The sequence below is a fragment of the Arthrobacter sp. 210 2 genome, assembly GCF_059093025.1.
Window position 1 is genome coordinate 152,915 of the sequence record NZ_JBNHIE010000005.1, and the last position, 23,676, is coordinate 176,590.

Sequence of the window (23,676 nt, forward strand, 5' to 3'; positions counted from 1 at the left end):
TCTAGAAAGTAGTTATGTTCAGTACGCTGGCGTTGGCTCCGACCGGGAAATTGCTGTAGCTGGAGTAGTCGAAGCCGTTGTATCCGAAGATCTTGCCGTCCGTTTTCATGCGTTTCAGGTCAATGAGGATGACGCCGAGTGTGGGAACGATTTTTTCCCGCCAGATGAACAGGTACAGCTTGTCGGATATTGCGATGTAGTGGCAGCGATCCGTGTCTGCGAGGCCGGATTCTGAGCCTTTTATGCAGCGCCAGGTGTAGAAGTTTTCGCTCAGGTAAATGTGTTCGTAGACCTCTTCCGGGCTGTAGTCGTAGCGGTTCCTAAGGCCAATCAGCTCCTCAGTGGGAGCGTGTGTATTCCCGCCCTGTGTCCCGTTGAGGGACCCGTGGAGAATGGTTGCGTCCACTCCAGTCAGTTCCATGCCTTGGCGGGCACGGTCGTAGGCGCTAAGAGAAGCGGCTTGTTCGTCTGGTAGCGCTCCTTTCACCAAAGTCACTTGACCGTTGGCGTCGTCCAGGACAAGGCTCACTGACTCCTTGGCCTTCTCACCCGCAAGGAAGTCCACAAAGTAGATATCTTCCCTTATGGAGGTGACGCGGGCTTCGTAGGTACGGCCGTCCCAGGTCAGACTGGTGCTGTCCAGGATCCTGAGCGCATGCTCTTGTCCCTCCAAGAAGGTGAGGCTGAAGCTGCGGCCGTTCAGACCCTCGTGCACCTCGAGCACGTTGCTGTCGGGGGCAAATCCTTCTCCCAAAGCCCCGACGGGGATGAAGGCGGGTGTTGTGGTGTTCTTCAAGCTGGAAGTCCTTTCGGAAGTTTTCTTCGGGAGCGGCTCTGGTGGCACCTGAAGGAACGGGGTTACTGGGCCGAGAGCGTTGAGTCTTGCACGAGCAGGGACGCCAGGCCTTCGGATAAAAGATCCACCAGGGCCGCGGAACGTTCCGGGTCGGGATCGGCAAGGTGCTGCATGCTGATGCCGTCGATTCCGGAGATGAAGAGCCTTGTAACGAGCTCGAGGTTTTCGGGCACGTCCTCGTCGGCCGCGGCCGCTGCGTCACGGAATAGCTCGATGGTGGACTGGATCCAGCCTTCGTACATGATCCTGTTCTGCGCCCGGACGGCGGCCTCGGTCTCGGGTTTTTCCCGGAAGCGGCGAAGCAGCAGTTCGAACGTGGTCACCTGCTCGTGCGGATTCAGTAGCATGCGCTCCCAGATACGGCGTGCATGGGCGCGCATCACGTCCGCCAGCCCACCGCCAGCCACGTTCACCGGCGGAAGGGCCTGGGCGTAGTCGCGGCTCAGGAACGTGTAAACCTCCTGGAGGAGTTCGTCTTTGTTCCGAAAGCAGTAGTGCAGGGCAGCAAGGTTCGCGCCCGCCTCGGCCGCAATCCTCCGTGTAGTTGCGGCGGCAAGACCGTCATTGGCTATGACTCGTGCAGCGGCCTCGACGAATTGAAGTCGCCGGGTGTCTGCAGAAACTCTGGCCATTTTCAGCGCTCTCCCTTTTTCTTCTTGATCCTAATGCTCCCTGGTAGCGGAGGCCCCAGGCGGCCGCGGCGCACCCGCTGCCCGGACCCTTGAAAAAAATTTTACGCCAGAACCTAGTCAAGTGACCCAGTCAGGCGACATACTTTTTTCATCGCGTTATCCGGATCACACTTCGTGGCCCCAAATCGGAAGGAGCGCAGGTGCAGGAAACGGCAGATTTGGCGATAACCAGGGCCCAGGTCCTAACCATGGACCCGGCGAACCAAGGAAGGGCGGCTGATGCCATCGCCGTCCGCGGCGATAAGGTGATCGCCCTGGGCAGCGAGCATGTGCGTGCTGTCACCGGCCCTGAAACCAGGGTCATCGACGCTGGGGGAGCGGCTGTCATTCCCGGCATCAATGACGCCCACCTGCATTTCGTCTCCGCTTCGATGGCCGCTTTTGGCTACCTCAAACTTGACCGTGCATCCGCGCCGGACCGCGCGGCAGTAGAGGCACGTGTCGAGGCCGCTCCGGTTGGAGAGGACGGTTGGATTCGTGCCCACGGCTGGGACGACACCGCTGTCGGCTCGGGCGCGGGCCTGTTGCTGGACTGCAGGCCGGACGCCCCTGTAGTCGCCTTTGACAGCACGGGTCATCAACTTGCTGTGAACCGCGAGGCGCTTCGGCGGGCGGGCATAACCGCAGCCACAGCCGATCCAGCGGGAGGAGTGGTAGGCCGTTCAGCCGACGGCGAGCCGAACGGGCTGCTGCAGGACGGTGCCATGGAGTTGCTCTCGCGTTCCTTGCCGCCGCTCCCGGAGGGGACATTGCGTTCCTCGCTGCTATCCCTGCAGCGGCACCTGCACGGCGAGGGCATCACCTCATTGACCGAACCCGGACTTGGTCCTGCCAGTCCAGGCCTCCTTGACGGGGCTGGCTCGACGGCGGCACTTGAGCTGCTGGGGAAGCTTGCCCTGGAGACCGAGCTGACCCTGCGGATTAACGTCCTGATGCTGTTCGCAGGCACCGGCGGTGCAAATGCCGCCGCGGTGGAGCACGGGCTGGGAAGCGGTCTGGCCGCCACCTACTGGAACCGGGGGATAGCTGAACAGCAGCTGCGGATAGCGGGCGTAAAAGTTTTCGCCGACGGCATACCGCGAAGTGGAACGGCCTGGATGTCCGAACCCTATGGTGCTGCCTGCTCGCACGGCAGCCTCGTCATCAAAGGCATGAACGATGCCGATAAAGTCGCCGAACTGAACCGGATCCTTGCGTTGATTGACGACGCCGGACTTCAGGCCGGAATCCACGCCACCGGGGATGCCGCCACTGACGCAGCCGTGAACGCCTTGGCCACGAGGGACGGTTCCTCGAGGAACCGCCACTACATCATTCACGGCTCATTCACTGGCACCGAAACGCTCAAGAAGATGGCAGCCCATGGCATCGGCTACAGCACTAATCCCTTGATCCGTGCCGAGGCCGGGGACGCGATGCGCCGGCTGCTGGGCGAAGAACGCTTCGCGAACCACCAGCCGCTCCGCTCAGCCCTGGACGCCGGTGTCCACTTCAATATCGCTTCAGACGCACCGGTGACCAGTACCGACTGGCGGCGAACAGTGCTCGCCGCCGTCCGGCGCGCCACCCGGACCACCCCCGGTTCACCCACTGACCCCCAGCGTCTGGGCGGCCTGGAAGCCCTCGCCGCGATGACCGTTCAACCGGCGTGGCAAGACCGGGCAGAACACTACAAAGGAGCGCTGATCCCCGGTATGAAAGCCGATCTGTGCCTCCTCTCCGATCCCTGGCCAGACGACCGGGACATCGAAAAAGTCCTGCACAACGCTGCCGTCCTCACCCTCAGCGGCGGCCGCGTAGTCCACGACGTCACATCCTGACCACACGCTAAACCTAGGAGTATTTCCATGCGACGCAGTATTCCCCTTGCACTCGCCGCCGCCATTTCCCTTGGGCTCACCGCCTGCGGAGGCGGACAAAGTTCCACCCCGGCAGCCGGCGGCGACACCACCCTCAAAGTAGGCACCATCGGAATTGGCTCCGACGCCGCGATCCGCCTCGCAAGCGACAAGGGCTACTTCAAGGAACAAGGCCTCAACGTCGAGGTCAGCGTTATCGCCAACCCGCCGGCCGGAATCGCCGCCGCCCAAAGCGGCCAGCTCGACCTGACCTACACGCCATCCATTCCCTTCCTGAATGCCCTCAGCCAGAATGTCCCGCTGAAAATCGTTGCTGCAGCGGACGGGTATAAGGACGGCGCAGCCGACGGGGCCGATCTCATGCGGGTGGACGACACGGGACTGCTGGTTCCGGAGGGGTCGCCGGTCACCCGCCCCAAAGACCTCGAAGGTAAATCAGTCAGTGTGCCGGCCCGCAAGGCGCAGCTCGAAGTCACCGTCAGCAAACTGGTTAAGGACGACGGAGGTGATCCCGCCAAGGTCAATTGGATGGTTCTGGATCCTTCCTCGGCCCTTCAATCGCTGAACTCAGGCCGTGTGGACGCGGCGTCCCTAGTGTCCCCCTTCACGTCCAAGGCTGTTTCCGAAGGGAACCGCCTGCTGGCATCACCTGGCGTCGAGTTCTTCAAAGAGGGCGCGATCGGCCTCTGGGTGGCGGGTGCCAACACCGTCACCTCCAAGCAGGATCAGATGAAGAAGTTCCAGGAAGCCATGTATAAGGCCAATGCCTACGCGAATGAGCACATCGATGAAGCCCAGCAGGTCAGCGCTGAGATCACGAAGACTCCGCTGGAGGTCGTCAAAGCCGGTGCGGTGAACTACTGGCCCGAGAGCGTCCGGAAAGCCGACATCGAGCGCGCTAACCAAGGGTTGGCCGATCTGGGGTTCCTCAAGGAGCCGGTCGAGCTTCCTGCTGACCTCATCGTCGGAAGCTGAACCGGTATTTGACCATGGGAGCCTCACTATGAAGCCGGCATCCAAGCCAGCGGTCTTTAGCGCCCTCGGCATCGCGACCGCCCTGTCCGCGTGGCAACTGATGGCAATGGGAGAAGTAGCAGGTACCGCGCTTCCGTCAGTGACCGCGGTGTTTGCGGCCCTTGGCAGCATCCTCGGAACCGGTGCCTTCTGGTCATCGTTGGGCGCAACGGTTGGTATCTCACTGCTCGCCCTGGCCCTGTCGGCCGTGACGGGAGTGGTGCTCGGAGTCCTGATCGGCAGCTTCGAGCCGGTCCGGTACGCCACCTTGGCGGTGCTTGAGTTCCTCAAGCCCGTGCCGCCCATCGTCATCCTGCCCCTGGCCGTCCTGGTCTTCGGCCCAACCCAGGAAATGTCACTGTTCCTGGTGGCGTTCGGATGCCTGCTGCCGATCGTGATGCAAACGGTAGACGGAGTCCACGGGACCGACCCCGTCGCCCGCGACACGGCACGCTCCTACGGACTCAAATCGCCCGAAATCCTGTTCCGGGTTGTCCTGCCAAGTGCCATGCCCTACATCGGAACCGCGATGAGGGTCGCCGCCCCGGCCGCCCTCGTCATCACCGTCGTCGCGGGCCTCCTCGGAGGCGGGCCAGGCCTCGGCCAAAGCATCTACCAAGCACAATCGGGCGGGGACTACGCCTCGCTGTACGCCCTGGTCCTCGTGCTCGGTGTACTTGGCCTGATCTTCCAGGGAGCAACCCGGGCCGCCGAACGCCGGGCCCTGCACTGGCATCAATCATTCCGGGAAGTGGTGCACTAATGAACCGCACAGCACGAAACTCCCTGCTCGGCGTCGGAACCCCCGTGGTCCTGCTGGCGCTCTGGTGGGTCCTGTCCGACCAGTCAACCAATGCATTTTTCCCGCCACTGCGGATCATTCTGGAACGTTTCCAGCAACTGTGGATGTTCCAGCATTTCCAGTCAGACATCCTGCTGAGCCTGGGCAATCTCTTCACAGGATTCGCCATTGCAGCCGTCCTCGGCATCACCATCGGTTTTGTGACCGCCCTCGTTCCAACCGTCCGCTGGCTCATCGACCCGCTGATCCACTTCCTCCGCGGAATCCCGCCGGTGGCACTGGTGCCGATCTTCATTTCACTGATCGGTTTTGGTACGGAGATGCGCGTCACGAGCATCGCGCTGGCGGCGTTGTTTCCCGTCCTGATCGCCACGGTCGATGGCATTCGAAGCGTCGACCAGGACATCCTGGACGTCTCCCGGGTGTACCGGCTGTCGCGCCGCGAACGGATTACAAGCGTGATACTGCCCTCAGCCGGCCCACAGATCTTCTCAGGACTGCAGGTAAGCCTGCAGGTCGCCTTCATCGTCATGATCGCCAGCGAGATGCTGGGATCTTCCCAAGGCATTGGAGCCATGACGCTGCTGGCCCAGCAGAGCTTCATGATCGCGGACATGTGGGCCGGGATCCTGCTGCTCGGGGTCATTGGCTTCGCCGTCAACATGGCATTCGACCTGGTCCGGCGCAGAGTCCTGGCCTGGTATATCGGCTCCCGACGATTGGCTAAATCAGCATGACAACCACACCCTCCACCCCGAAGCAGGACCCCAAGATGCAAACCACAAGCGCCCAGGATTCTTCTGTCCAGGCCAACCACGTCCCGTCCCGGTCCAGGAAGCAAGCTATGGCACAGCAGCCAGACAGTCCTGATCACTCCGTTCCCCGCCTCAACGTGGTGCACCTGGCTAAGACCTATGGTTCGGGGGAGAACGCCAAGACAGTAATCGAGGACCTGACGTTCAGCGTCGAGGCTGGTGAAGTCGTGTGCATCGTCGGCCCTTCGGGCGTTGGCAAGACCACTTTGCTCAAATGCCTGGCCGGCCTCCATCCCGTTTCCAGCGGCAGCGCCGCGATTGATGGCCGGACCATCAGCGGACCTCCACCGGAAATGGCCCTGGTCTTCCAGGACTACAACCGTTCCCTGATGCCCTGGCTGACGGTGCGGAAGAACCTGGTACTCCCGCTGCGGCATATGCGTCTGTCCGCTGCCGAGGTTAAGGAACGCTGCGACAGCGCGCTGGAAGCTGTCGGGCTCACGCACGCCGAGCAGCAGTATCCGTGGCAACTCTCCGGCGGGATGCAGCAACGCGTCGCCATCGCCCGCGCCCTGGCGTACCGGCCCGAGATCCTTATTATGGATGAACCCTTTGCCTCGGTTGACGCCCAGACCCGGTTCGACCTGGAGGATCTCTGCCTGAAAATCCGCCGTGACTTCAACATGACCATCCTCGTGGTCACCCACGACATCGACGAAGCCGTGTACCTGGCCGACCGCGTCGTGGTCCTGGGCTCCAAACCCGCCCGCGTGCTGAAGGTGATCGACATTGACCTGCCCGCACCGCGGGACCAGATCACCACCCGCTCCCTGCCGGAGTTTGCCCACCAGCGCACCGACGTCCTGTCCCTGATCAAGAGGCCGGCATGACCAGCAGGCGTCCCAACGTCCTGTTCATCATCGCGGACCAGTTGCGTGCAGACCATCTGGGCTTCGGCGGGAACAGCGTTGTCCGGACACCGAACCTGGACGCGCTGGCAGCGCGGGGGACTGTGTTCAGGAACGCCACCGTGGCCAACCCCACCTGCATGCCGAACCGGGCCAGCCTCATCACGGGTCGTTGGCCGTCAACCCACGGGACGCGTTGCAACGGTATCCCCCTGGATCCCCAGTCGCGGACCTTGATCCGTTCACTCGGTGAAGTGGGCTACCACGCAATCGGGGTAGGGAAACTGCACCACCAGAACATGGGATGGGACTTCGAGCCGGAGCAACAGCTAGAGATTTTGGCAACCGATCCGCTCCTGCTGGACCCAGCCGCCGGCAACGCCCGGCGGGAGACGTCGGGGTGGGACGGCTGGGAGGACCGGGCGGCACACGACGAACGCTTCATCGAATTACCCCCGGATTACTACGGATACGACCATGTGGACCTCGTTGTGGGCCACGGTGACCACCCGGGCGGCCATTACCTGCACTGGGCCCGCGAACGCGGCGTTGATCCTGACCTGATCGGGGGACCTGAACATTCAGAGAACCTCTACCCCGGCTGGAACCAGGTGTACCGGACAGAAGTTCCCGCCGAGCTCCATCCCAGCACTTACATCGGTGAGAAGGCAGTGGAGCATCTCAAGGATGCAGGGGGCAAGGACCGCCCCTTCTTCATGTTCGTCTCCTTCCCGGACCCGCATCACCCCTTCTCACCCCCAGGCGGCTACGACACGATGTACGACCCGGGACTGCTGGAGCTGCCGATCGGCTTCGAGCAGGACCACACAAAGTCACCGTCGCACATCCGCCGCATGATCGAGCACCGGGGCGAGCCAGGCACAGATCCAACCATGACCTGGGCGGCCAACGAGCAGCAATACCGGTACGCAGCCGCGGCGCAGTACGGGCTGATCACGCTCATGGATGAACAGATTGGCAGGATTCTCGCCGAACTCGACACTCAAGGCCTGTCCGAAGACACGATCGTGGTGTTCACCAGCGATCACGGAGATTTGTTCGGCGATCACGGACTGATGCTGAAACATTTCTGCCACTACCGGGCCGTGACTAACGTGCCACTGGTAATCGCGGTGCCCGGCGGCACCCACCAACACAGCGACGCGCTCGTTTCCAGCCCGGACCTGGTGCCCACGCTGCTGGAGCTCAGTAGCGCACCTGCGTTCCGGGGAATCCAAGGCCGCTCATTGGTCCCGCTGTTGAGGGGTCACACCGGGGAACACCGCCAGGCTTTGCTTGTGGAGGAGGAGCAACCGTTTGGTTTACCCGGCCTCCCGGGACCGGTCCGGATGCGGACAGTCATCACGGTGGAAGGGCGCCTCACGCGTTTTTTCGGAACGGATATGGCCGAGCTTTACGATCACCGGACGGATCCGCAGGAACTCCATAATGTGGCCGGTTTGGCAGAACACGCTGATCTGGAGCGGAGGCTCACCGCGGTCATGCTGGAGGAGATGGCAGCTCTGGCCGACAACGGAACAGCGCCCACGGCCGCAGCCTAAATGGCATCGAAAGTATGGATAAAGGGCAATAACAGCCGACGTCCCTTACCAGAGTGAATTGGAGTAATCATGGAAAGCTACAAAGTACTGCTGTCCTCGATCACCGGCGGCACCGCCGAGACAAGGACCATTCTTGACCCGGCGACCGGCGCCGCCGTCGGTGAAGCGCCCGTTCATACCGTTGAAGACTTAGACCGGGCTGTCGCCGCCGCCGCAAAAGCCCAGCCTGCGTGGGCCGCGCTCGGGCATGAAGGCCGCAGCGCTGCCCTGCACCGGGCGGCCGACGCCGTGGAACGTTCAGCAGAGGACCTTGCGCAGGTGCTTTCCCGTGAGCAGGGCAAACCGCTGAACGGTCTGAACGCCCGCTTCGAGGTCGCCTCCTGCGTAGCCTGGCTTCGCGCTACCGCGACTACGGTTCTTGAACCGGAGAAGGTGGTCGATGACGGTGAAACACATGCCGAGGTGCACTACCGTCCTATCGGTGTCGTGGGCGCCATCGGTCCGTGGAACTGGCCGATGATGATCACCGTTTGGCAGATCGCCCCCGCCCTTCGCATGGGTAACACCGTGGTGGTTAAACCTTCCGAGTACACTCCTCTCAGCGTGCTGGCCCTGGCGAAGATCATCAATGAGGAACTTCCCGAAGGCCTCTTGACGGTCATCTCAGGAGGGCGGGACGTCGGCGAACGGCTGGCCGGACACCCCGCAGTCGGCAAAATCATGTTCACCGGCTCCACCGCCACGGGCAAGGCGATCATCAAATCCTCCGCCGATACGGTCAAACGGCTCACCCTGGAGTTGGGCGGAAACGACGCCGGCATCGTGCTTCCCGATGCCGATCCGAAGGCTATTGCCGAAGGCCTGTTCTGGGGTGCGTTCATCAACACAGGCCAGACCTGCGCGGCCCTCAAGCGGCTCTATGTCCACGAGGACGTCTACGATGCGGTCTGCGAAGAACTCGCCGCGATGGCAGCAGCGGCGCCCATGGGCAACGGATTGGACGAGACCAGTGTCTTGGGCCCGCTGCAGAACAAGCAGCAGTTCGACATCGTCAACCGGCTCGTTGAGTCGGCCAAGGGCTCCGGCGCACGCGTCCTGATAGGAGGCAACCCTCCGCAGGAACAGACCGGGTACTTTTACCCCACCACTTTGGTCGCGGACATCGAGAACGACAATCCGCTCGTGGCCGAGGAACAGTTCGGCCCAGCATTGCCGATCATCCGCTACAGCACCGTGGACGAGGCGATTTCCATGGCTAACAGCCTGGATGTCGGGTTGGGTGCCTCCGTCTGGTCATCCGATCCGGCAGCAGCCCGTGAAGTGGCAGCAAGAATCCAAGCCGGCACCGTTTGGATCAACAAACATGGCGCCGTCGACCCACGCATACCTTTTGGCGGCGCCAAACAATCCGGCTACGGCCTCGAATTCGGCGTCGAAGGCCTCAAAGCCCTGGGCGTACCCCAAATCATCAACGGCTGAGGGCACCTTCTCGGCGAACCCCATCGAAGTGCCGACTGTTCTTCCGTCAACGTGGTCAGGCGCGGGCCCCAAGGGGTCAGGCGCGGGCCCCAAGGGGTCAGGCGCGGGCCCAAGGGATGGGCGGTGTGGTCTCTTCGTTAAAGACAACGCGGTTGGTACACCACCTGCATTCATCTTGGTGGTGCACCAACCGCTCTGGCCTGCCTGCAGGGAACCCTGCCTTGCCTGGGACTTAGTTGCTGAGGTAGCCGTTCGGGTCCAGGACATACTTTGTAGCGGCTCCGGCATCGAATTCCGCATACCCCTGCGGAGCATCCTCGAGCTTGATGGCCGTGGCGTTGACCGCCTTGGCGATCTGGATCCTGTCATGCAGGATCGCCATCATCAGCTGCCGGTTGTACTTCATGACCGGGCACTGGCCGGTCGCGAAGGAGAGGGATTTTGCCCAGCCGGTGCCCAGGGACAGGGACAGGCTGCCCTTCTGGGCCGCCTCGTCCACGGCACCCGGATCCCCGGTGACGTACAGGCCGGGAATGCCGACGGAGCCGCCGGCGGCGGTGAGGTCCATCAGCGAATTGAGCACGGTGGCGGGTGCCTCCTGGGCCCCGGCGCCGTGTCCGTGACCACGGGCCTCAAAACCTACCGCGTCGATGCCGGCATCAACTTCCCGGACGCCGAGCAGCTGCTCGATCTGGTCAGCCGGGTCACCGTTGGCCACGTTGACGGTTTCGCAGCCAAAGGAACGCGCCTGGGCGAGGCGATCCTCATTGAGATCCCCCACGATGACCACCGCAGCCCCCAGCAGTTGGGCACTTGCCGCCGCTGCAAGCCCCACCGGACCGGCGCCGGCAACGTAAACGGTGGACCCGACGCCGACACCTGCCGTGACAGCCCCGTGGAAACCGGTGGGGAGGATGTCGGAGAGCATGGTCAGGTCCATGATCTTCTCCAGGGCCTGATCGCGGTCCGGGAACTTCAGAAGGTTCCAGTCTGCGTACGGGACCAGGACGTACTCGGCCTGGCCGCCGACCCATCCGCCCATGTCAACGTAGCCGTAGGCGGACCCGGGACGGTCCGGGTTCACGTTCAGGCAGATCCCGGTCTTGCGCTCCTTGCAGTTCCGGCAGCGCCCGCAGGAGATGTTGAAGGGGACAGAGACGATGTCCCCGACCTTGATGAACTCGACGTCGGGCCCGGTCTCGATGACTTCCCCGGTAATCTCGTGCCCCAGGACGAGGCCGGCCGGGGCTGTGGTGCGGCCACGAACCATGTGCTGGTCGGAGCCACAGATGTTGGTGCTCACGGTGCGCAGGATGACCCCGTGGGGGACCTTCCGGCCGACATTGACGGGATTAACGCCAGGGCCGGCCTGCAGTTCGAAGGTGGGATACGGAGTGTCGATGATTTCCACGATCCCCGGTTCCTTGTACGCAACGGCTTTGTTACCTGACAATGGATGGCTCCTATGGGTTGTATATCGAACCCTCACGTGATTCTGCTTGCAGCAGACTGTCCGTGAGGTAGTTTGTTGTCGGTTTTGGTGAAGGAAGTTCCTAGCGAAGCTGGAACCGGCTAGGCGTCGATCACCATATCGGTCTTCGCGGTGGAGCAGCAGGGCAGGAACTTGCCTGCAGCGATTTCCCGTGCCCGGATGCCGCCCTGGTGGTTCATCTCAACGTCTCCGGAAAGCTTGACGACCTTGCAGGAGCCGCACATGCCTTCCTTGCAGTTCGCGCCGATTCTGACACCGGCCCGTTGTGCCGCCTCGAGGATGTGCTCGGCGGGGTCGATGCGTACGTTTATGCCGGTGCGCATGAAGGACAGGGTGAGGCTTCCCGTTCCGACTGTGTCGAAGCTGGAGGCATCTGGGGTCGCGGCCTCGGGCCGCGCGTCGGGAGAGGGCGCGTCCGGGTCCACGGTTTCCAGCGGCAGCCCCGTAGCCTTCAGGGTGCCCTCGGCGTCGTAGCCGGGCTCGTAGAGCCCGAACGCGGCGGGCTGGCTTTCATAGTAGTCCTCGGCCGAATCGGCGATTTCCTCGGCGATTTCCTCCGCAATATCCACTGCAAGCGCGAGCTCCGCCTGGTATTCGAGGAGCGTCTGGCGGTCTCCGGAGAAGAATTCCATGTAGATGGAGGTGTCGTCGACGCCCACCTTTTGCAGGAGTTCAGTGGCGGTATTCAGGTAGCCTTCCGGGCCGCAGGCATAGACCTGGCGGCCGTTGGCATCGGGGGCCACCTCGTCGAGCATGGCCGCCGTCAGCCTTCCACTGAGCCCTTCCCAGCCCTCGGGTTTGCTGCGGTCACCCAGGGAGTAGAAGACCTTGATCCGCGAGTCCACGGAGGCGATGTAGGCCAGCTCCTTGTGGAAGGCAAAGCCTCCGGCCTCCGCTCCGTGGTAAAGGACCACGACGTCGGCCTGTCCGGGCAGGGAGTGAATGGTCCGCACCATCGACATGATGGGAGTGATGCCTGCGCCGGCGGCCAGCAGGAGGTACCGTGCCCGCCGGTCGGCGTCGGGCAGGTGGAATGCCCCGACCGGTCCCAGCATCTCGAGGACGGTGCCGGGTTTGACGTTCTCGTGCACCCATGGTGAAACCAGTCCAGTGGGATCACATTTGACGGTGATGTCGAAGGTCCACGGTTGGGTGGGTGAACTGGACAGCGAGTAGCTGCGGTCCGCCGGGTCCTGGTCCTCGCCGTTTACGGGAAATGCGACGTTCACGTACTGGCCCGGACGGAACGCCAGCGGCGCACCGTCGCAGCGGCGGAATACGAAGGTCATCATGCCGCCGGCCTCGGGCACGGTCTCGACACATTCGGCCATGAACTCCTGCGGATGCCAGGGGCCCAAGGCGCGGGCGGCACTGGCGGGTCCTTCGGTGCTGCCCATGACCCTGTTCCACGGCATCTCAAGACCGCGGATGCGCTGTGGTTCCTGGGTTGCGGTCTCAGTGAGGAGTTCAATCATGCCAAGTGCTCCTGCACGCGCTGCACGTACCAGTTGATGAAGGCCTCCACCTGGTACTCGCTCTTCATGTACGGGCCGGGCTCGTAGGCGGGGCTTCCGGCGCCCGTCTGGCACAGCTCCACGAACGCCTTGTCCTGCAGATTGGTCTGCTTCCAGGTGTAGGTGAGTTTGTCCAGGTCGTAGTCGACGCCTTCCTCGGCGTCGTCAGCTACCAGCCAAGTGGTGCGCACGAGGGTCTGGTGTTCGTTGATGGGGAAGACGCCGAAGGTGATGACGTGGTCTCCCAGGAAGTGGAACCAGCTGTTGGGCTGCAGGTGCATCGAGCAGCGGCCAAGGCGGAAGTCCCGCAAGTCACCGAGCAGCTTCTTGGAAAGCCGGCGCCCGTCGGGCGAGAACGATTCGCCTTCGCCGTCCAGCGATTCCCGTGAGATGCGGATTCCCGCGATGCGCGTGTCAAGCTCCTCGACCACCTCGTAGGGGAGGCCATAGCGGCGGCAACGCTCCTCGAGCGAGGACTGTGCTTCCTTGTTGCGGTCCCACACTTCCTCGAGATGGGCCGGGATCAGGCCCTCGGTCAGGCCCCAGGTGGGAAAGAGGGAACAGGCGAGCTCCGGGTGGCCGTCGCAGTGGTAGCACTCACGGTTGTTCTCCATGACGAGCTTCCAGTTGCCTTCCTCAACGATGTTCTGCTGGTAGGCGATTTTCGTCTTCGACAGATCGTGGGGTGCAAGGTAAGGCTCGAAGATCTTAGAGGTTTCGTCAAAGTCGGCCGGCGGCTCGTCCGCAATGCAGACGAAGATGAGTCCGGCAACCTCGCGGCTGTGGGCGCGCTTGAGGCCGAAGCAGCTCTTGTCGAATTTCGTTTCCCCGGGTGCCGAGGCGTGGATCAGATTGCCCTCGGGGGAGTACGTCCAGGAGTGGTAGCCGCAGACCAGGTTTCCTGTTGACCCCGCAGTCTCGGTCAGGACGCGGGCGCCGCGGTGGCGGCATACGTTGTGCAGGACGTTCACGCCGCCGTCGTCGTTGCGCAGCACGATCAGGGAGTAGGGACCATAGTCGACGGTGACGTAGTCGCCCGGCTCCGGGAGTTCGGCAATGCTGGCGGCAAAAATCCAGTGCTGGCCAAAAATGGCTTCCATGTCGATTTTGAAAATCGTGGAATCGGTGTAGAAGGGTGCATCGAGGGAATACCCTGCGCGCCGGAAAGCGAACAACTCGGTGATTTCCGCCAGCTGCTCAGCAGGCAATGATGAGGCGAGTTTTCCGCGTGAATTGAGGGGCAGGTGCACTGGAGCAGTCATGGGTTTCCTCCCGGGAGGCGTGGGTACTTGTGAGATCTGTCGAGACCGCGGATGCGTGGTGCAACCGTTGCCAAAAGTCGTTGTTCCACGAGATTAGGGCGGCGCGGGCTGCAATAAAAGCGCAAGATTCCGGAGATAACAGTGCACAATAGGTGCATGATTGATCAACGCCTCACAACACTTCGGGTGTTTGCCCGATGCGGCACCGTCGGCGCAACCGCAGAGCTCTTGGGTTACTCTCCCTCCGCCGTCTCCGCACAATTGCGGGAGCTCCAGCGCGTGCTTGGCATGCAGCTGCTGACGAAGGACGGCCGGGGTGTGCGGCTGACCGCCACGGGCCGCTTTCTGGTGGAGGGCTCGGACGCCCTTGTTGCTGAATGGGAGAGCCTGCGGGCTGCTGCCATGGAGGCAGGCGACCAGGTGCAGTCCCGTTTTGGCCTCGGCGGATTCTCGACGGCGGCCGCCCAGTTACTCGCGCCCTTGGCCGCTGCCTTGCGCTCAACACGCCCCCTGCTGGAGGTGCAGGTTCTGGAAGCCGACCCGGACCGCTGTTTCGACTTGTTGGTTGCCGAGCGAATCGATCTCGCGGTCATCGTTGCCATGCAGTCCCACACCTATGTTGAGGACGATCCCCGCTTCGAGCAGACCGTTCTGCTTGATGACCCCCTGGACGTGATCATTCCCTCCGACCATCCGCTGGCATCGCGGGAAACGGTGACGCTCGAAGAGCTGGCGTCGGAACCCTGGATTACTGAGGCAGCCGGATCCACCTACCATTCCCTGTTCACCGCGGCGTTTACGGCAGTCGGGGTGACGCCCCGTATTGCCCATGAGGCCGTTGAATGGGAAACCCAGATCGCCTTCGTTGGTGCCGGGCTGGGTGTGGGCCTGCTGCCGCGGCTGGCGCCCCTGCGCAGCGCCGAAAATGTGGTTCGACTGCGCATTACGGGCAAGGGGAAGCCTGCGCGCCGGATTGTCGCTGCGGTGCGCAGCGGCAGCATCGCTTCGCCCCTGATCCAGGAATCGCTCGGCATTCTTCAGGACAGGGCCCATCGGATCCTCACGGCACGGCCCGAAGACGATCACTGAAGCAGCACGGTCACGGTTAGTTGCTGACGGGCAGGCAGGTCCACCCGCAATAAAGGCGGGACGTTGAGGGGCAGCTCAGAGTCCCTCAAACAGGTCGGTCAGCAGCGGACTGTTCGGCGGCCTGGCCGGCCACGCGATGATCGAAGACTCCCGGGACACGATTCTGGCCCACCGGCGCTCGTTCACGCCGGGGTCGACAATGACATGTCGCTGGGATTTGTGCTCCAAAAGGCCCGCGACGATCCGGTGCGCCACCGTACTCGTGTCCACGTCAATATCGATCCACTCATCCGGAACCGGGCGCAGATGGTATTCACGGGCAGGGTCCCAAGGCTCCAGGCCCTGTTGTTGCCGCCTCTGGTTCCAGCGTTCAAAGGTGGACGCGCGCAGGGCGCCGTGAACGAGCCGTTTCAATCCAGGGCCCGGAACCTGGCGTGCCCGTGTGAAGGCTTCGTCCGTGGCCCTGCCTATTGCGATGTGGTCGCGGTGCCCTGTGATCCCGTCGGGCCCGAAAGTCGCCACTACCTGCGGGCGCTCCTGGAGCAGGATGGCCAGGATCCTCCTGACCAGCTCCTCGAAGTCCACTTCCGGGACGTGCCCGTCGTCGTAGTCCAGCCATTCGTGCCGGTCCGGAATGGTGCCGTGGGCCCGCCAGGCATTGACGCTTTCCTTTCGCCGCCAAGTGCCCAGCTCCTGCGGCGTAGTGGGGACGCCCTCTGCGATCTGCCCGGCCCCGCCGTCGGTCGCAAGGACCAGGCAGAACCGGAACCCGGGGTCGTTCTCGTGCAGGGCAATGGAGCCCGCGCAGCCATAGGCATCATCATCGGGATGCGCAACCACAACGGCCAGTGAACGGGCTTCGTCCATAGGACAGAGGCTAAACCCCGCGGATCCAGAAATACAGAGTGCCAAGGGGTGCTCGACGACCACCTGCCGCCTTTACCAACGGAAAGCGTTGCTCTTATATCTTTTTTCGGCTATTGATATATGAGTCCTATACTAGGGCTGCATCTGCGAAAGATGGATCGTCAACTCAATGAGGAGTGGAACAGCATGCAGCAACTCGCGCACCGGCTCGAACGTCTGGGCACCGAAACTGCCTTCAGCGTCGCCCAAGCCGCGGCCGCCTGGAAGGCGAAGGGTAATCCTGTGTTCCCCTTCCATCTCGGCGACATCAACATACCGACGGCCCCGCACATCGTTGAAGCAATGAACCGGGCCATCGCCGACGGCCATACGGGTTACTGCCCCGGTCCTGGCATCCCGCAGCTTCGCGAAGCCCTCGCCGAGGATATCGGCGCCCGCCGGGGAATCCAGTTCTCACCCGACAACGTCGTGGTGATGACGGGCGGCAAACCCGTTATCACCAAGTTCCTGCAGGCGGTCATGAACCCCGGCCAGGAAGTGCTCTATCCCAACCCCGGCTTCCCGATCTACGAATCGCAAATCGAATACCTCGGCGGCACGGCCGTGCCGTACCGCTACGTGCCCACAAGCCAGGGCTTCGCCATTGACCTCGACCAGGTGCGTGCATCAATCACCCCGAACACTGTCGCAATCATCTACAACGACCTGCAGAACCCCATCTCGGCCGAATCGACGAGTGCGGAGCGGGAGGCAATCGCGCAGCTCGCGCAGGAGCACGACCTCTGGGTCCTCTCCGATGAGGCGTACTTCGAGACGCGCTATGAGGGTGTCTCGAGCTCCATCGCGTCACTTCCCGGCATGGCCGAACGCACCGTGATCCTCTACACCTTCAGCAAGAAGTTCGCCATGACCGGATCCCGACTGGGCTGCGCCGTCGCCCCGATCCAGGTTGCCAAAATCCTCAGCACACTCAACACCAACGACGAGTCGTGCACCACGCACTACGTGCAATGGGCCGGCATCGAAGCGCTCCGGGGCACCCAGGAGCCTGTACGGGAGATGCTCGACATCCTGCGAGGGCGCAGGGACGCCGCCTGCGAACTCGTGAACGACATTTCCGGCGTGCATGTCGCTGTCCCGCAGTCCACGTTCTACCTGTTCCCTGACGTCACCGACGCCATGCAGCGCATGGGTTACACGGCAGTGGGCGATTTCGCCTCAGCAGCCCTGTACGAGACCGGCGTCTCCTTCTGCACCCGGGAGCACTTCGGCCGCCGCCAGCCCGGTGAAGAGCGGCAGTACATCCGGCTCGCCTACTCCGGCATCGACGTAGCCGATATCCGCGACGGCCTCGGACGCCTCCGCAAGTGGATCGAGACCGCATGAGCCGGGTGGTCGTTACGGGACGTGTACCCGAAACCGCACTCGAGAAGCTGCGCGCAGAGCACGACGTCGATGCCTGGTCCGGCCCGGAGTCCATTGGCCGCGAGGAGCTCCTGCGCCGGGTAGCCGGGGCCGATGCCGTGGTGAGCCTGCTCACCGAACGCATCGACGCCGAGCTGCTGGACGCTGCGGGCCCGCAGCTCAAAGTTGTGGCGAACGTCGCCGTCGGTTATGACAACATCGACGTGCCGGCCTGCACCGCACGGGGCATCGTGGCCACCAACACGCCGGGCGTGCTCACGGAGGCCACCGCCGACATCGCGTTTGGCCTCATCCTCTCGGCAACGCGTCGGCTGGGCGAGGGGGAACGGCTCATCCGCTCCGGCCAGGCCTGGAAGTGGGGCATGTTCTTCCTGCTCGGCAGCAGCCTGCAAGGCAAGACCCTCGGCATCGTCGGGATGGGCGGCATCGGCCAGGCCACCGCACGCCGTGCCAAGGCCTTCGGCATGGAGATCGTCTACCAGTCGCGCAGTGACATCGATCCAAGGGTGGCAGCCGAGCTGGGCGCCCGGCGGCTCGAACTCGATGAGTTGCTGGCTACCTCGGACATCGTCTCGCTGCACTGCCCCTACGGGCCTGCCACCCATCACCTGATCGGCGCGGGGCAATTTGCGGCGATGAAGGATTCGGCATACCTCATCAATACTGCGCGGGGCCCGATTGTCGATGAAGCAGCACTCGTCGCTGCCCTTCGCGACGGGCAGATTGCAGGCGCCGGGCTCGACGTTTTCGAAAAAGAGCCCAGCGTGCACCCAGGATTGCTCGAGCTCGACAATGTGGTGCTCGTGCCGCACCTGGGCTCCGCCACTGTGGAGACGCGAACCGCAATGGCCATGCTTGCCGCCGACAATGCCCTCGCCGTGCTCTCAGGTGAACGGCCGCCTGCACCTATCGCCTAGGACAAACCAGCTGCCCCGAGCGACACAACAACGCGGCCAAGTAAGGCCCCTGTCCATTGGACGGCGGCAGCAATGACCGGGCATCACATCTTAGAGAGAAGAAATAGTGACACGTATTGGCATTGTGGCCGAGTTGGGCCGCGAAACACGGGTGGCGGCGACGCCTGTCACCGTGAAGCAGTTGTTGGGGTTGGGCTACGAGGTTGTGGTCGAGAAGGGTGCAGGTGAGTCGGCATCCTTCCGTGATGAGGCTTACGCCGAAGCGGGTGCCCTGGTTGTGGGCGCTGATGAGGCGTGGGGCAGCGAGGTGGTGTTGCGGATCAATCCGCCCACTGAGGATGAGATCGCCCGTCTCACCGAAGGTGCCACGCTGATCGGGTCATTGAGTCCGGGATTGCGGCCGGAGTTGGTGGAGGCGCTGGCTTCGCGCCCGATCACGGCGCTGGCGTTGGATGCGGTGCCGCGGATCTCCCGGGCCCAGTCAATGGACGTGCTCAGCTCCATGGCAAACATTGCCGGGTACCGTGCCGTGATCGAGGCCGCGCACGAGTTCGGCCGGTTTTTCACCGGTCAGGTGACGGCGGCGGGCAAGGTCCCGCCCGCGAAGGTGCTGGTCGCGGGCGCAGGCGTCGCCGGGTTGGCCGCGATCGGCGCTGCGTCCAGCCTGGGCGCTATAGTCCGGGCGACTGATCCGCGGCCGGAGGTTGCCGATCAGGTGAAATCCATCGGCGGAACCTATCTTAAGGTCGAGGTCGCCGAAGAGATGAAGTCCACGGATGGGTACGCGAAGGCCACGTCCGAGGCGTATAACGCCAGGGCTGCGGAAATTTACTCGGAGCAGGCAGCGGATGTGGACATCATCATCACCACTGCCCTGATCCCTGGGCGTCCGGCGCCGAAGCTGCTCACCGCCGTAGACGTGGCAAGCATGAAGGCCGGCAGCGTGATCGTGGACATGGCAGCGGGCCAGGGCGGGAACGTCGAAGGCTCCGTCGCCGGGGAACGGATTGTGACGGACAATGGGGTGGTGATCCTGGGCTACACGGATCTGCCGGCCCGTTTGCCGGCCCAGGCGTCCCAGCTGTACGGGACCAATATGGTGAATCTCCTCAAGCTCCTCACCCCTGACAAGGACGGGGTCCTTCGGATCGATTTCGACGACGTGGTGCAGCGTTCGGTGACGGTGGTGCGTGAGGGTGAGAAGACCTGGCCGCCGCCCCCGGTCCAGGTCTCCGCCGCACCCGCGGTGAAGACCGACGCCGGAACGGCCGCCGAAAGTACGTCACCGAAGAAGAAACAGGGCCTCAGCACAGCCGGCAAGGCCGGACTCTTCGCCGCGGGCATCGCGGTGCTGTTCGGGATCAACGCGGTCGCCCCGGCGCCGCTGCCGCAGCACTTCACGGTCCTCATGCTCTCGATCGTGGTCGGGTTCTATGTGATCGGGAAAGTCCACCACGCCCTGCACACGCCGCTGATGTCCGTCACGAACGCGATCTCCGGGATCATCGTCGTCGGGGCCCTGCTGCAGGTGACCTCCGAGAACATCGTGATGCAGGTCCTCGCCGCCGTCGCGGTGCTGCTGGCCAGCATCAACATTTTCGGCGGGTTCGCTGTCACCCGGCGCATGCTCGCCATGTTCTCCGCCGGGAAGGTCCGTTCATGAGCGCCGTCCCCGAAACAGCAGCAGGATTTATCTCAAGGAGCTCTACCGTGACTGACACCGTCTCCGGTCCGTTGACCGCCGACTCCATCGCGGGGGCGGCCTACATCGTCGCGGCCCTGCTGTTCATCCTGTCCCTCGCCGGGCTGAGCAAGCACGAGAAAGCCCGCGCCGGGGTCGCCTACGGCATCACAGGCATGGTCATCGCCCTCGCCGCCACCATCTGGCTGACTCTGCAGGACGCCTGGGGCACCGGCCACGCCCTCACCGGCCTGGGCCTGCTGGTCGCCGCGGTCGCCGTCGGCGGGGCCATCGGACTCTGGCGCGCCCGGGTGGTCGAAATGACCGGCATGCCCGAACTCATCGCCCTGCTGCACAGCTTCGTGGGCCTCGCCGCCGTGCTCGTGGGCTGGAACGGCCACCTCGAAGCCCCCGCGTTGTCGTCGGACCTGATGGCGATCCACCACGCCGAGGTCTTCATCGGCGTGTTCATCGGCGCGGTGACCTTCACCGGCTCGATCGTGGCGTTCCTGAAACTCTCGGCCCGGATGAAATCCTCACCCCTGATGCTGCCGGGTAAAAACGGGATCAACCTCGGCGCCCTCGCCGCGTTCGTTGCCCTGACCGTCTGGTACGTCAACGATTCCCAGCTCTGGTTGCTCATCGTCGTCACCGTCCTGGCCCTGGGGCTGGGCTGGCACCTGGTCGCCTCCATTGGTGGTGGTGACATGCCCGTGGTCGTCTCCATGCTCAACAGCTACTCCGGTTGGGCCGCCGCCGCGGCGGGCTTCCTGCTCAACAACGACCTGCTCATCATCACCGGCGCCCTGGTCGGCTCCTCCGGCGCCTACCTGTCCTACATCATGTGCAAGGCCATGAACCGGTCCTTCATCTCCGTGATCGCCGGCGGCTTCGGCATCGCCGCCCCCGCCGGCAAAGGGGACACGGACCAGGGCGAACACCGCGAAATCACCGCCGAAGCCACAGCGGAAATGCTCACCAACGCCTCGTCCGTCGTGATCACCCCCGGCTACGGCATGGCCGTCGCCCAAGCCCAGTACCCCGTGGCCGAACTCGCCCACCAGCTCCGCGAAAAAGGCGTGAACGTCAGGTTCGGCATCCACCCCGTCGCGGGCCGGTTGCCCGGACACATGAACGTCCTCCTTGCCGAAGCCAAAGTCCCCTACGACATCGTCCTGGAAATGGACGAAATCAACGACGACCTCGGCGACACCTCCGTGGTCCTGGTCATCGGTGCGAACGACACCGTCAACCCCGCCGCCGCCGAAGACCCCGGCAGCCCCATCGCCGGCATGCCAGTCCTCAAAGTCTGGGAAGCCGAAAACGTCGTCGTGTTCAAACGCTCCATGGCCGCCGGCTACGCAGGAGTCCAGAACCCCCTGTTCTTCCGCGACAACTCCCAAATGCTCTTCGGCGACGCCAAAACCCGCGTCGAAGACATCCTTCGCGCCTTCTAATTACGAGACGAGAGACCATGACCCTGTCCCGAATATTTCGTAACAGCACTCCCAGCATGGCGACGCGGCTCCGTGAACCGGAGCCAATCACCGAACAAGCACAAGCACAAGCACAAGCGCAGCTTGTCAGTTTCATCGACGAATTCCATGCATCAGCGTGGGTAGGACTCCACCACAGACACGAGTTTTTGCTCCATTACAAGCACGAGCTTTTGGAGCACCAGCACCCAGTGGCCGTTGGGCGTTGGTGACCTGACAGGTCACACTTAGGAGCAACTGGCTGCCCGAGCGATGCAACAAAAACGAGTACGAGCCCCGTCCCGGAGGGACAGGGCTCGTACCCGTTTAAGTAGCGGGGCCGGCGGCGGCTGGGGGAGGTGCACGTGGTCTCAGCCGTACACCTTCGCCGCCGGCTCCGCTGTCAACAGTACGGACGCGACACGAGGGTTACCCGGGTAACGGGTACCCGATTCCCGTGGAAGCCTTACTTGCCCTAGCCTGCCGGGACCGTGCCCGGACTAATGCGTCGCCTTGATTTCGTGGATGGTCAGGTCACGGAAAGTGGCGGCTCCTTCGTGGGCGTACAGGCGGATCCCGCTGTCGCCTTCAAGAGGGAAGACCCGGTGCGAGTGCACCACCCGTCCGTCTCCGACGAACATCTCCACGCTCGTGCGGTCCACGAGGATGCGGATGGTGAGCCTTCCCGTCGAGGGGTCAATCGGCGTCCGGGTTTCACCGCCGGTTGGGTTGATAGTTGGGCGCCTGTTCACGTAAACGAAGGGGCCCCGCAGGAATGCGCCGGCGGCGACATGCCGGCCGCCGCCCGGTGCGCGGCATACTTCAAGGCCGACGTTGGCGGGTGGGGAAGCGGGGTCCCACATTAGCTCGCAGGTGAGGTCGTAAGCGGCTGTGCGAACGTCGAGGTCCCGGGTGCCCCTTACAACGACGTCGCCCAGGAGATGGGTGCGCTTCACATGGTTTTGCAGCGCCGACGTGGGGGCGGAAACGAGGTGGTACACACCGTTCGTGTGTTTGAGGCGGACGTCGCGCACGATCATGTCATCGCCGTTGTAGCCGTCGGTCTCGAGGGTAGGTGTGTTGTGGGGGTAGTCCCAGAAGTTGGCCCACCCGATCGCCCGGCGGAGGGTCTGATCTTCCGCACCCGAGGCGTCGTGATGCGGATATGTGACTGCTCCGTAAAAGTCGTAGCCATAGTCGAGCCATTCGGGCTCGGGGTGATCAGGCGTGAAGGATGTGCCGTCGAAGGTGCCCGTCCAGTACGCGTAGGTGGCGGGCAGGCCGCGGCCTTTGCCGTTGGCGCTCGTGCCGAGGATCCAATGCGGGCTGCCGTCGTCGGCGGTCATCCGGAAGATATCAGGGCATTCCAGCAGCCCAAGATCGGTACGCACGAATTCGCCGACGCGCTGCCAGGACCGCAGGTCGGCCGATGTGTAGAAGCCGAGCTTTTGCCCCTCGGCGTTCATCATGAACCATCGCCCGCGGTCAGCGTCCCAGATCACCTTGGGATCACGGAAGTCATGCACTCCGGGGTTCGGCAACACGGGGGCTGTACCCCCGGGCTGGAACGAGCGTCCCCGGTCGGTTGAGTACCAGAGGTACTGAGCCTGGCGGCCATTCGGCGCCTGCGTCACGAGGGCTATTACCGCACCCTCGCCATACCCGGCGGTATTCCGCTCGTCGACCACAAGGGATCCTGACCAGCAGTCGCCGTTGCCGTCGCTGAACTTTGGGATCGCGACGCCGCGGTCGGTGAATGCCACGTGATCCGTGGTGGTGGCGCGGCGCCACGACGTGCCTCCGCCGCCCTGCAGGTAGTCGGCGTTGTACAGGTAGTAGTAGTGGTATTCCCCGTCCAGGTAGATGGGGCGCTGGGGGTCGTTCTTCCAGTTGTCGGGGACGCTGAAGTGATAGGTCGGGCGCATCCGGCGTGGTGATCCTTTTGACAGTGAGCCTTTTGATCCGGGGTCAGTCGTCTTCGCCGGCGCGGCTGCAGCGGGTTCGGCGAAGGAGGCTGAAAGTGCAAG

Annotated in this window: 19 protein-coding genes; 12 read left to right on the top strand and 7 right to left on the bottom strand. The window is 63.4% G+C overall.

From position 1 onward, the window contains the following. Position 1: 1 nt before the first annotated feature. Together AC5RWA_RS11895 and AC5RWA_RS11900 are read right to left on the bottom strand one after the other, a co-directional pair. A complete protein-coding gene (locus AC5RWA_RS11895) occupies positions 2-796 on the bottom strand; it encodes a MoaF C-terminal domain-containing protein (RefSeq protein ID WP_494057776.1) in 795 nt (264 codons plus the stop codon). A 62-nt stretch (positions 797-858) separates the two neighbouring features. Then, the gene (locus AC5RWA_RS11900; RefSeq protein ID WP_494057777.1) at positions 859-1,488 is read right to left on the bottom strand and encodes a TetR/AcrR family transcriptional regulator; all 630 of its coding nucleotides are present in this window, start codon (positions 1,486-1,488) and stop codon (positions 859-861) included. A gap of 200 nt (positions 1,489-1,688) precedes the next feature. On the opposite strand from AC5RWA_RS11900, the gene AC5RWA_RS11905 reads away from it, so the two are divergent. From AC5RWA_RS11905 to AC5RWA_RS11935, 7 genes are all read left to right on the top strand, one after another. Continuing rightward, positions 1,689-3,368, top strand: coding sequence for an amidohydrolase (locus AC5RWA_RS11905; RefSeq protein ID WP_494057778.1), 1,680 nt, complete (start codon positions 1,689-1,691; stop codon positions 3,366-3,368). Between the two features lie 27 nt (positions 3,369-3,395). Further along, positions 3,396-4,382 (top strand): ABC transporter substrate-binding protein, encoded by a 987-nt coding sequence (locus AC5RWA_RS11910; protein ID WP_494057779.1) that lies wholly within the window; start codon positions 3,396-3,398, stop codon positions 4,380-4,382. 28 nt (positions 4,383-4,410) lie between these two features. Next, positions 4,411-5,184, top strand: a complete 774-nt coding sequence (locus AC5RWA_RS11915; protein WP_494057780.1) for an ABC transporter permease — start codon at positions 4,411-4,413, stop codon at positions 5,182-5,184. Next, positions 5,184-5,960 carry an ABC transporter permease gene (locus AC5RWA_RS11920; protein WP_494057781.1) on the top strand — a complete coding sequence of 259 codons (777 nt, stop codon included), beginning with the start codon at positions 5,184-5,186 and terminating at the stop codon, positions 5,958-5,960. The genes AC5RWA_RS11915 and AC5RWA_RS11920 overlap by 1 nt, the downstream gene beginning before the upstream one ends. A gap of 107 nt (positions 5,961-6,067) precedes the next feature. Further along, positions 6,068-6,868, top strand: a complete 801-nt coding sequence (locus AC5RWA_RS11925; RefSeq protein WP_494057782.1) for an ABC transporter ATP-binding protein — start codon at positions 6,068-6,070, stop codon at positions 6,866-6,868. Then, on the top strand, positions 6,865-8,448 hold the full coding sequence (locus tag AC5RWA_RS11930) for a sulfatase family protein (RefSeq protein WP_494057783.1): 1,584 nt from the start codon (positions 6,865-6,867) through the stop codon (positions 8,446-8,448). Before AC5RWA_RS11925 ends, AC5RWA_RS11930 begins: the two co-directional genes overlap by 4 nt. A gap of 69 nt (positions 8,449-8,517) precedes the next feature. Next, complete coding sequence (locus AC5RWA_RS11935) at positions 8,518-9,927, top strand: aldehyde dehydrogenase family protein (RefSeq protein ID WP_494057784.1); 1,410 nt, start codon at positions 8,518-8,520, stop codon at positions 9,925-9,927. A 232-nt stretch (positions 9,928-10,159) separates the two neighbouring features. Here the strand turns inward: AC5RWA_RS11935 and fdhA are convergent, their stop codons facing one another. From fdhA to AC5RWA_RS11950, 3 genes are all read right to left on the bottom strand, one after another. Continuing rightward, positions 10,160-11,380 (bottom strand): formaldehyde dehydrogenase, glutathione-independent, encoded by a 1,221-nt coding sequence (fdhA, locus tag AC5RWA_RS11940; protein ID WP_079595940.1) that lies wholly within the window; start codon positions 11,378-11,380, stop codon positions 10,160-10,162. Positions 11,381-11,499: 119 nt separating this feature from the next. Beyond that, on the bottom strand, positions 11,500-12,894 hold the full coding sequence (locus tag AC5RWA_RS11945; protein WP_275731188.1) for a ferredoxin reductase: 1,395 nt from the start codon (positions 12,892-12,894) through the stop codon (positions 11,500-11,502). Continuing rightward, on the bottom strand, positions 12,891-14,195 hold the full coding sequence (locus AC5RWA_RS11950; RefSeq protein WP_079595942.1) for an aromatic ring-hydroxylating oxygenase subunit alpha: 1,305 nt from the start codon (positions 14,193-14,195) through the stop codon (positions 12,891-12,893). Before AC5RWA_RS11950 ends, AC5RWA_RS11945 begins: the two co-directional genes overlap by 4 nt. A gap of 156 nt (positions 14,196-14,351) precedes the next feature. Between AC5RWA_RS11950 and AC5RWA_RS11955 the strand changes: the two genes are divergently transcribed. Beyond that, a complete protein-coding gene (locus AC5RWA_RS11955; RefSeq protein WP_275731191.1) occupies positions 14,352-15,284 on the top strand; it encodes a LysR family transcriptional regulator in 933 nt (310 codons plus the stop codon). 75 nt (positions 15,285-15,359) lie between these two features. On the opposite strand, the gene AC5RWA_RS11960 is transcribed toward AC5RWA_RS11955, so the two are convergent. Then, entirely contained in the window at positions 15,360-16,151 is a 792-nt protein-coding gene (locus AC5RWA_RS11960) for a PIG-L deacetylase family protein (protein ID WP_494057785.1), read from the bottom strand. Positions 16,152-16,337: 186 nt separating this feature from the next. Between AC5RWA_RS11960 and AC5RWA_RS11965 the strand changes: the two genes are divergently transcribed. The 4 genes from AC5RWA_RS11965 to pntB all read left to right on the top strand — a co-directional run bounded on the left by AC5RWA_RS11965 (position 16,338) and on the right by pntB (position 21,631). Continuing rightward, positions 16,338-17,537 carry a pyridoxal phosphate-dependent aminotransferase gene (locus AC5RWA_RS11965; RefSeq protein WP_275731195.1) on the top strand — a complete coding sequence of 400 codons (1,200 nt, stop codon included), beginning with the start codon at positions 16,338-16,340 and terminating at the stop codon, positions 17,535-17,537. After that, on the top strand, positions 17,534-18,493 hold the full coding sequence (locus tag AC5RWA_RS11970; RefSeq protein ID WP_494057786.1) for a 2-hydroxyacid dehydrogenase: 960 nt from the start codon (positions 17,534-17,536) through the stop codon (positions 18,491-18,493). The genes AC5RWA_RS11965 and AC5RWA_RS11970 overlap by 4 nt, the downstream gene beginning before the upstream one ends. Before the next feature lie 106 nt (positions 18,494-18,599). Then, the gene (locus AC5RWA_RS11975; RefSeq protein WP_494057787.1) at positions 18,600-20,156 is read left to right on the top strand and encodes a Re/Si-specific NAD(P)(+) transhydrogenase subunit alpha; all 1,557 of its coding nucleotides are present in this window, start codon (positions 18,600-18,602) and stop codon (positions 20,154-20,156) included. Beyond that, positions 20,153-21,631, top strand: a complete 1,479-nt coding sequence (pntB, locus tag AC5RWA_RS11980) for a Re/Si-specific NAD(P)(+) transhydrogenase subunit beta (protein ID WP_494057788.1) — start codon at positions 20,153-20,155, stop codon at positions 21,629-21,631. Before AC5RWA_RS11975 ends, pntB begins: the two co-directional genes overlap by 4 nt. A gap of 518 nt (positions 21,632-22,149) precedes the next feature. Here the strand turns inward: pntB and AC5RWA_RS11985 are convergent. After that, entirely contained in the window at positions 22,150-23,574 is a 1,425-nt protein-coding gene (locus AC5RWA_RS11985; protein WP_494057789.1) for a glycoside hydrolase family 32 protein, read from the bottom strand. Between the last annotated feature and the right edge of the window lie 102 nt (positions 23,575-23,676).

Excerpts from the sequence above, each read along its gene's own strand:
- AC5RWA_RS11900 (WP_494057777.1), bottom strand. The coding sequence starts at position 1,488 with ATGGCCAGAGTTTCTGCAGACACCCGGCGACTTCAATTCGTCGAGGCC.
- AC5RWA_RS11910 (WP_494057779.1), top strand. The coding sequence starts at position 3,396 with ATGCGACGCAGTATTCCCCTTGCACTCGCCGCCGCCATTTCCCTTGGG.
- AC5RWA_RS11915 (WP_494057780.1), top strand. The coding sequence starts at position 4,411 with ATGAAGCCGGCATCCAAGCCAGCGGTCTTTAGCGCCCTCGGCATCGCG.
- AC5RWA_RS11920 (WP_494057781.1), top strand. The coding sequence starts at position 5,184 with ATGAACCGCACAGCACGAAACTCCCTGCTCGGCGTCGGAACCCCCGTG.
- AC5RWA_RS11925 (WP_494057782.1), top strand. The coding sequence starts at position 6,068 with ATGGCACAGCAGCCAGACAGTCCTGATCACTCCGTTCCCCGCCTCAAC.
- AC5RWA_RS11930 (WP_494057783.1), top strand. The coding sequence starts at position 6,865 with ATGACCAGCAGGCGTCCCAACGTCCTGTTCATCATCGCGGACCAGTTG.
- AC5RWA_RS11935 (WP_494057784.1), top strand. The coding sequence starts at position 8,518 with ATGGAAAGCTACAAAGTACTGCTGTCCTCGATCACCGGCGGCACCGCC.
- AC5RWA_RS11945 (WP_275731188.1), bottom strand. The coding sequence starts at position 12,894 with ATGATTGAACTCCTCACTGAGACCGCAACCCAGGAACCACAGCGCATC.
- AC5RWA_RS11950 (WP_079595942.1), bottom strand. The coding sequence starts at position 14,195 with ATGACTGCTCCAGTGCACCTGCCCCTCAATTCACGCGGAAAACTCGCC.
- AC5RWA_RS11955 (WP_275731191.1), top strand. The coding sequence starts at position 14,352 with ATGATTGATCAACGCCTCACAACACTTCGGGTGTTTGCCCGATGCGGC.
- AC5RWA_RS11960 (WP_494057785.1), bottom strand. The coding sequence starts at position 16,151 with ATGGACGAAGCCCGTTCACTGGCCGTTGTGGTTGCGCATCCCGATGAT.
- AC5RWA_RS11965 (WP_275731195.1), top strand. The coding sequence starts at position 16,338 with ATGCAGCAACTCGCGCACCGGCTCGAACGTCTGGGCACCGAAACTGCC.
- AC5RWA_RS11970 (WP_494057786.1), top strand. The coding sequence starts at position 17,534 with ATGAGCCGGGTGGTCGTTACGGGACGTGTACCCGAAACCGCACTCGAG.
- pntB (WP_494057788.1), top strand. The coding sequence starts at position 20,153 with ATGAGCGCCGTCCCCGAAACAGCAGCAGGATTTATCTCAAGGAGCTCT.
- AC5RWA_RS11985 (WP_494057789.1), bottom strand. The coding sequence starts at position 23,574 with ATGCGCCCGACCTATCACTTCAGCGTCCCCGACAACTGGAAGAACGAC.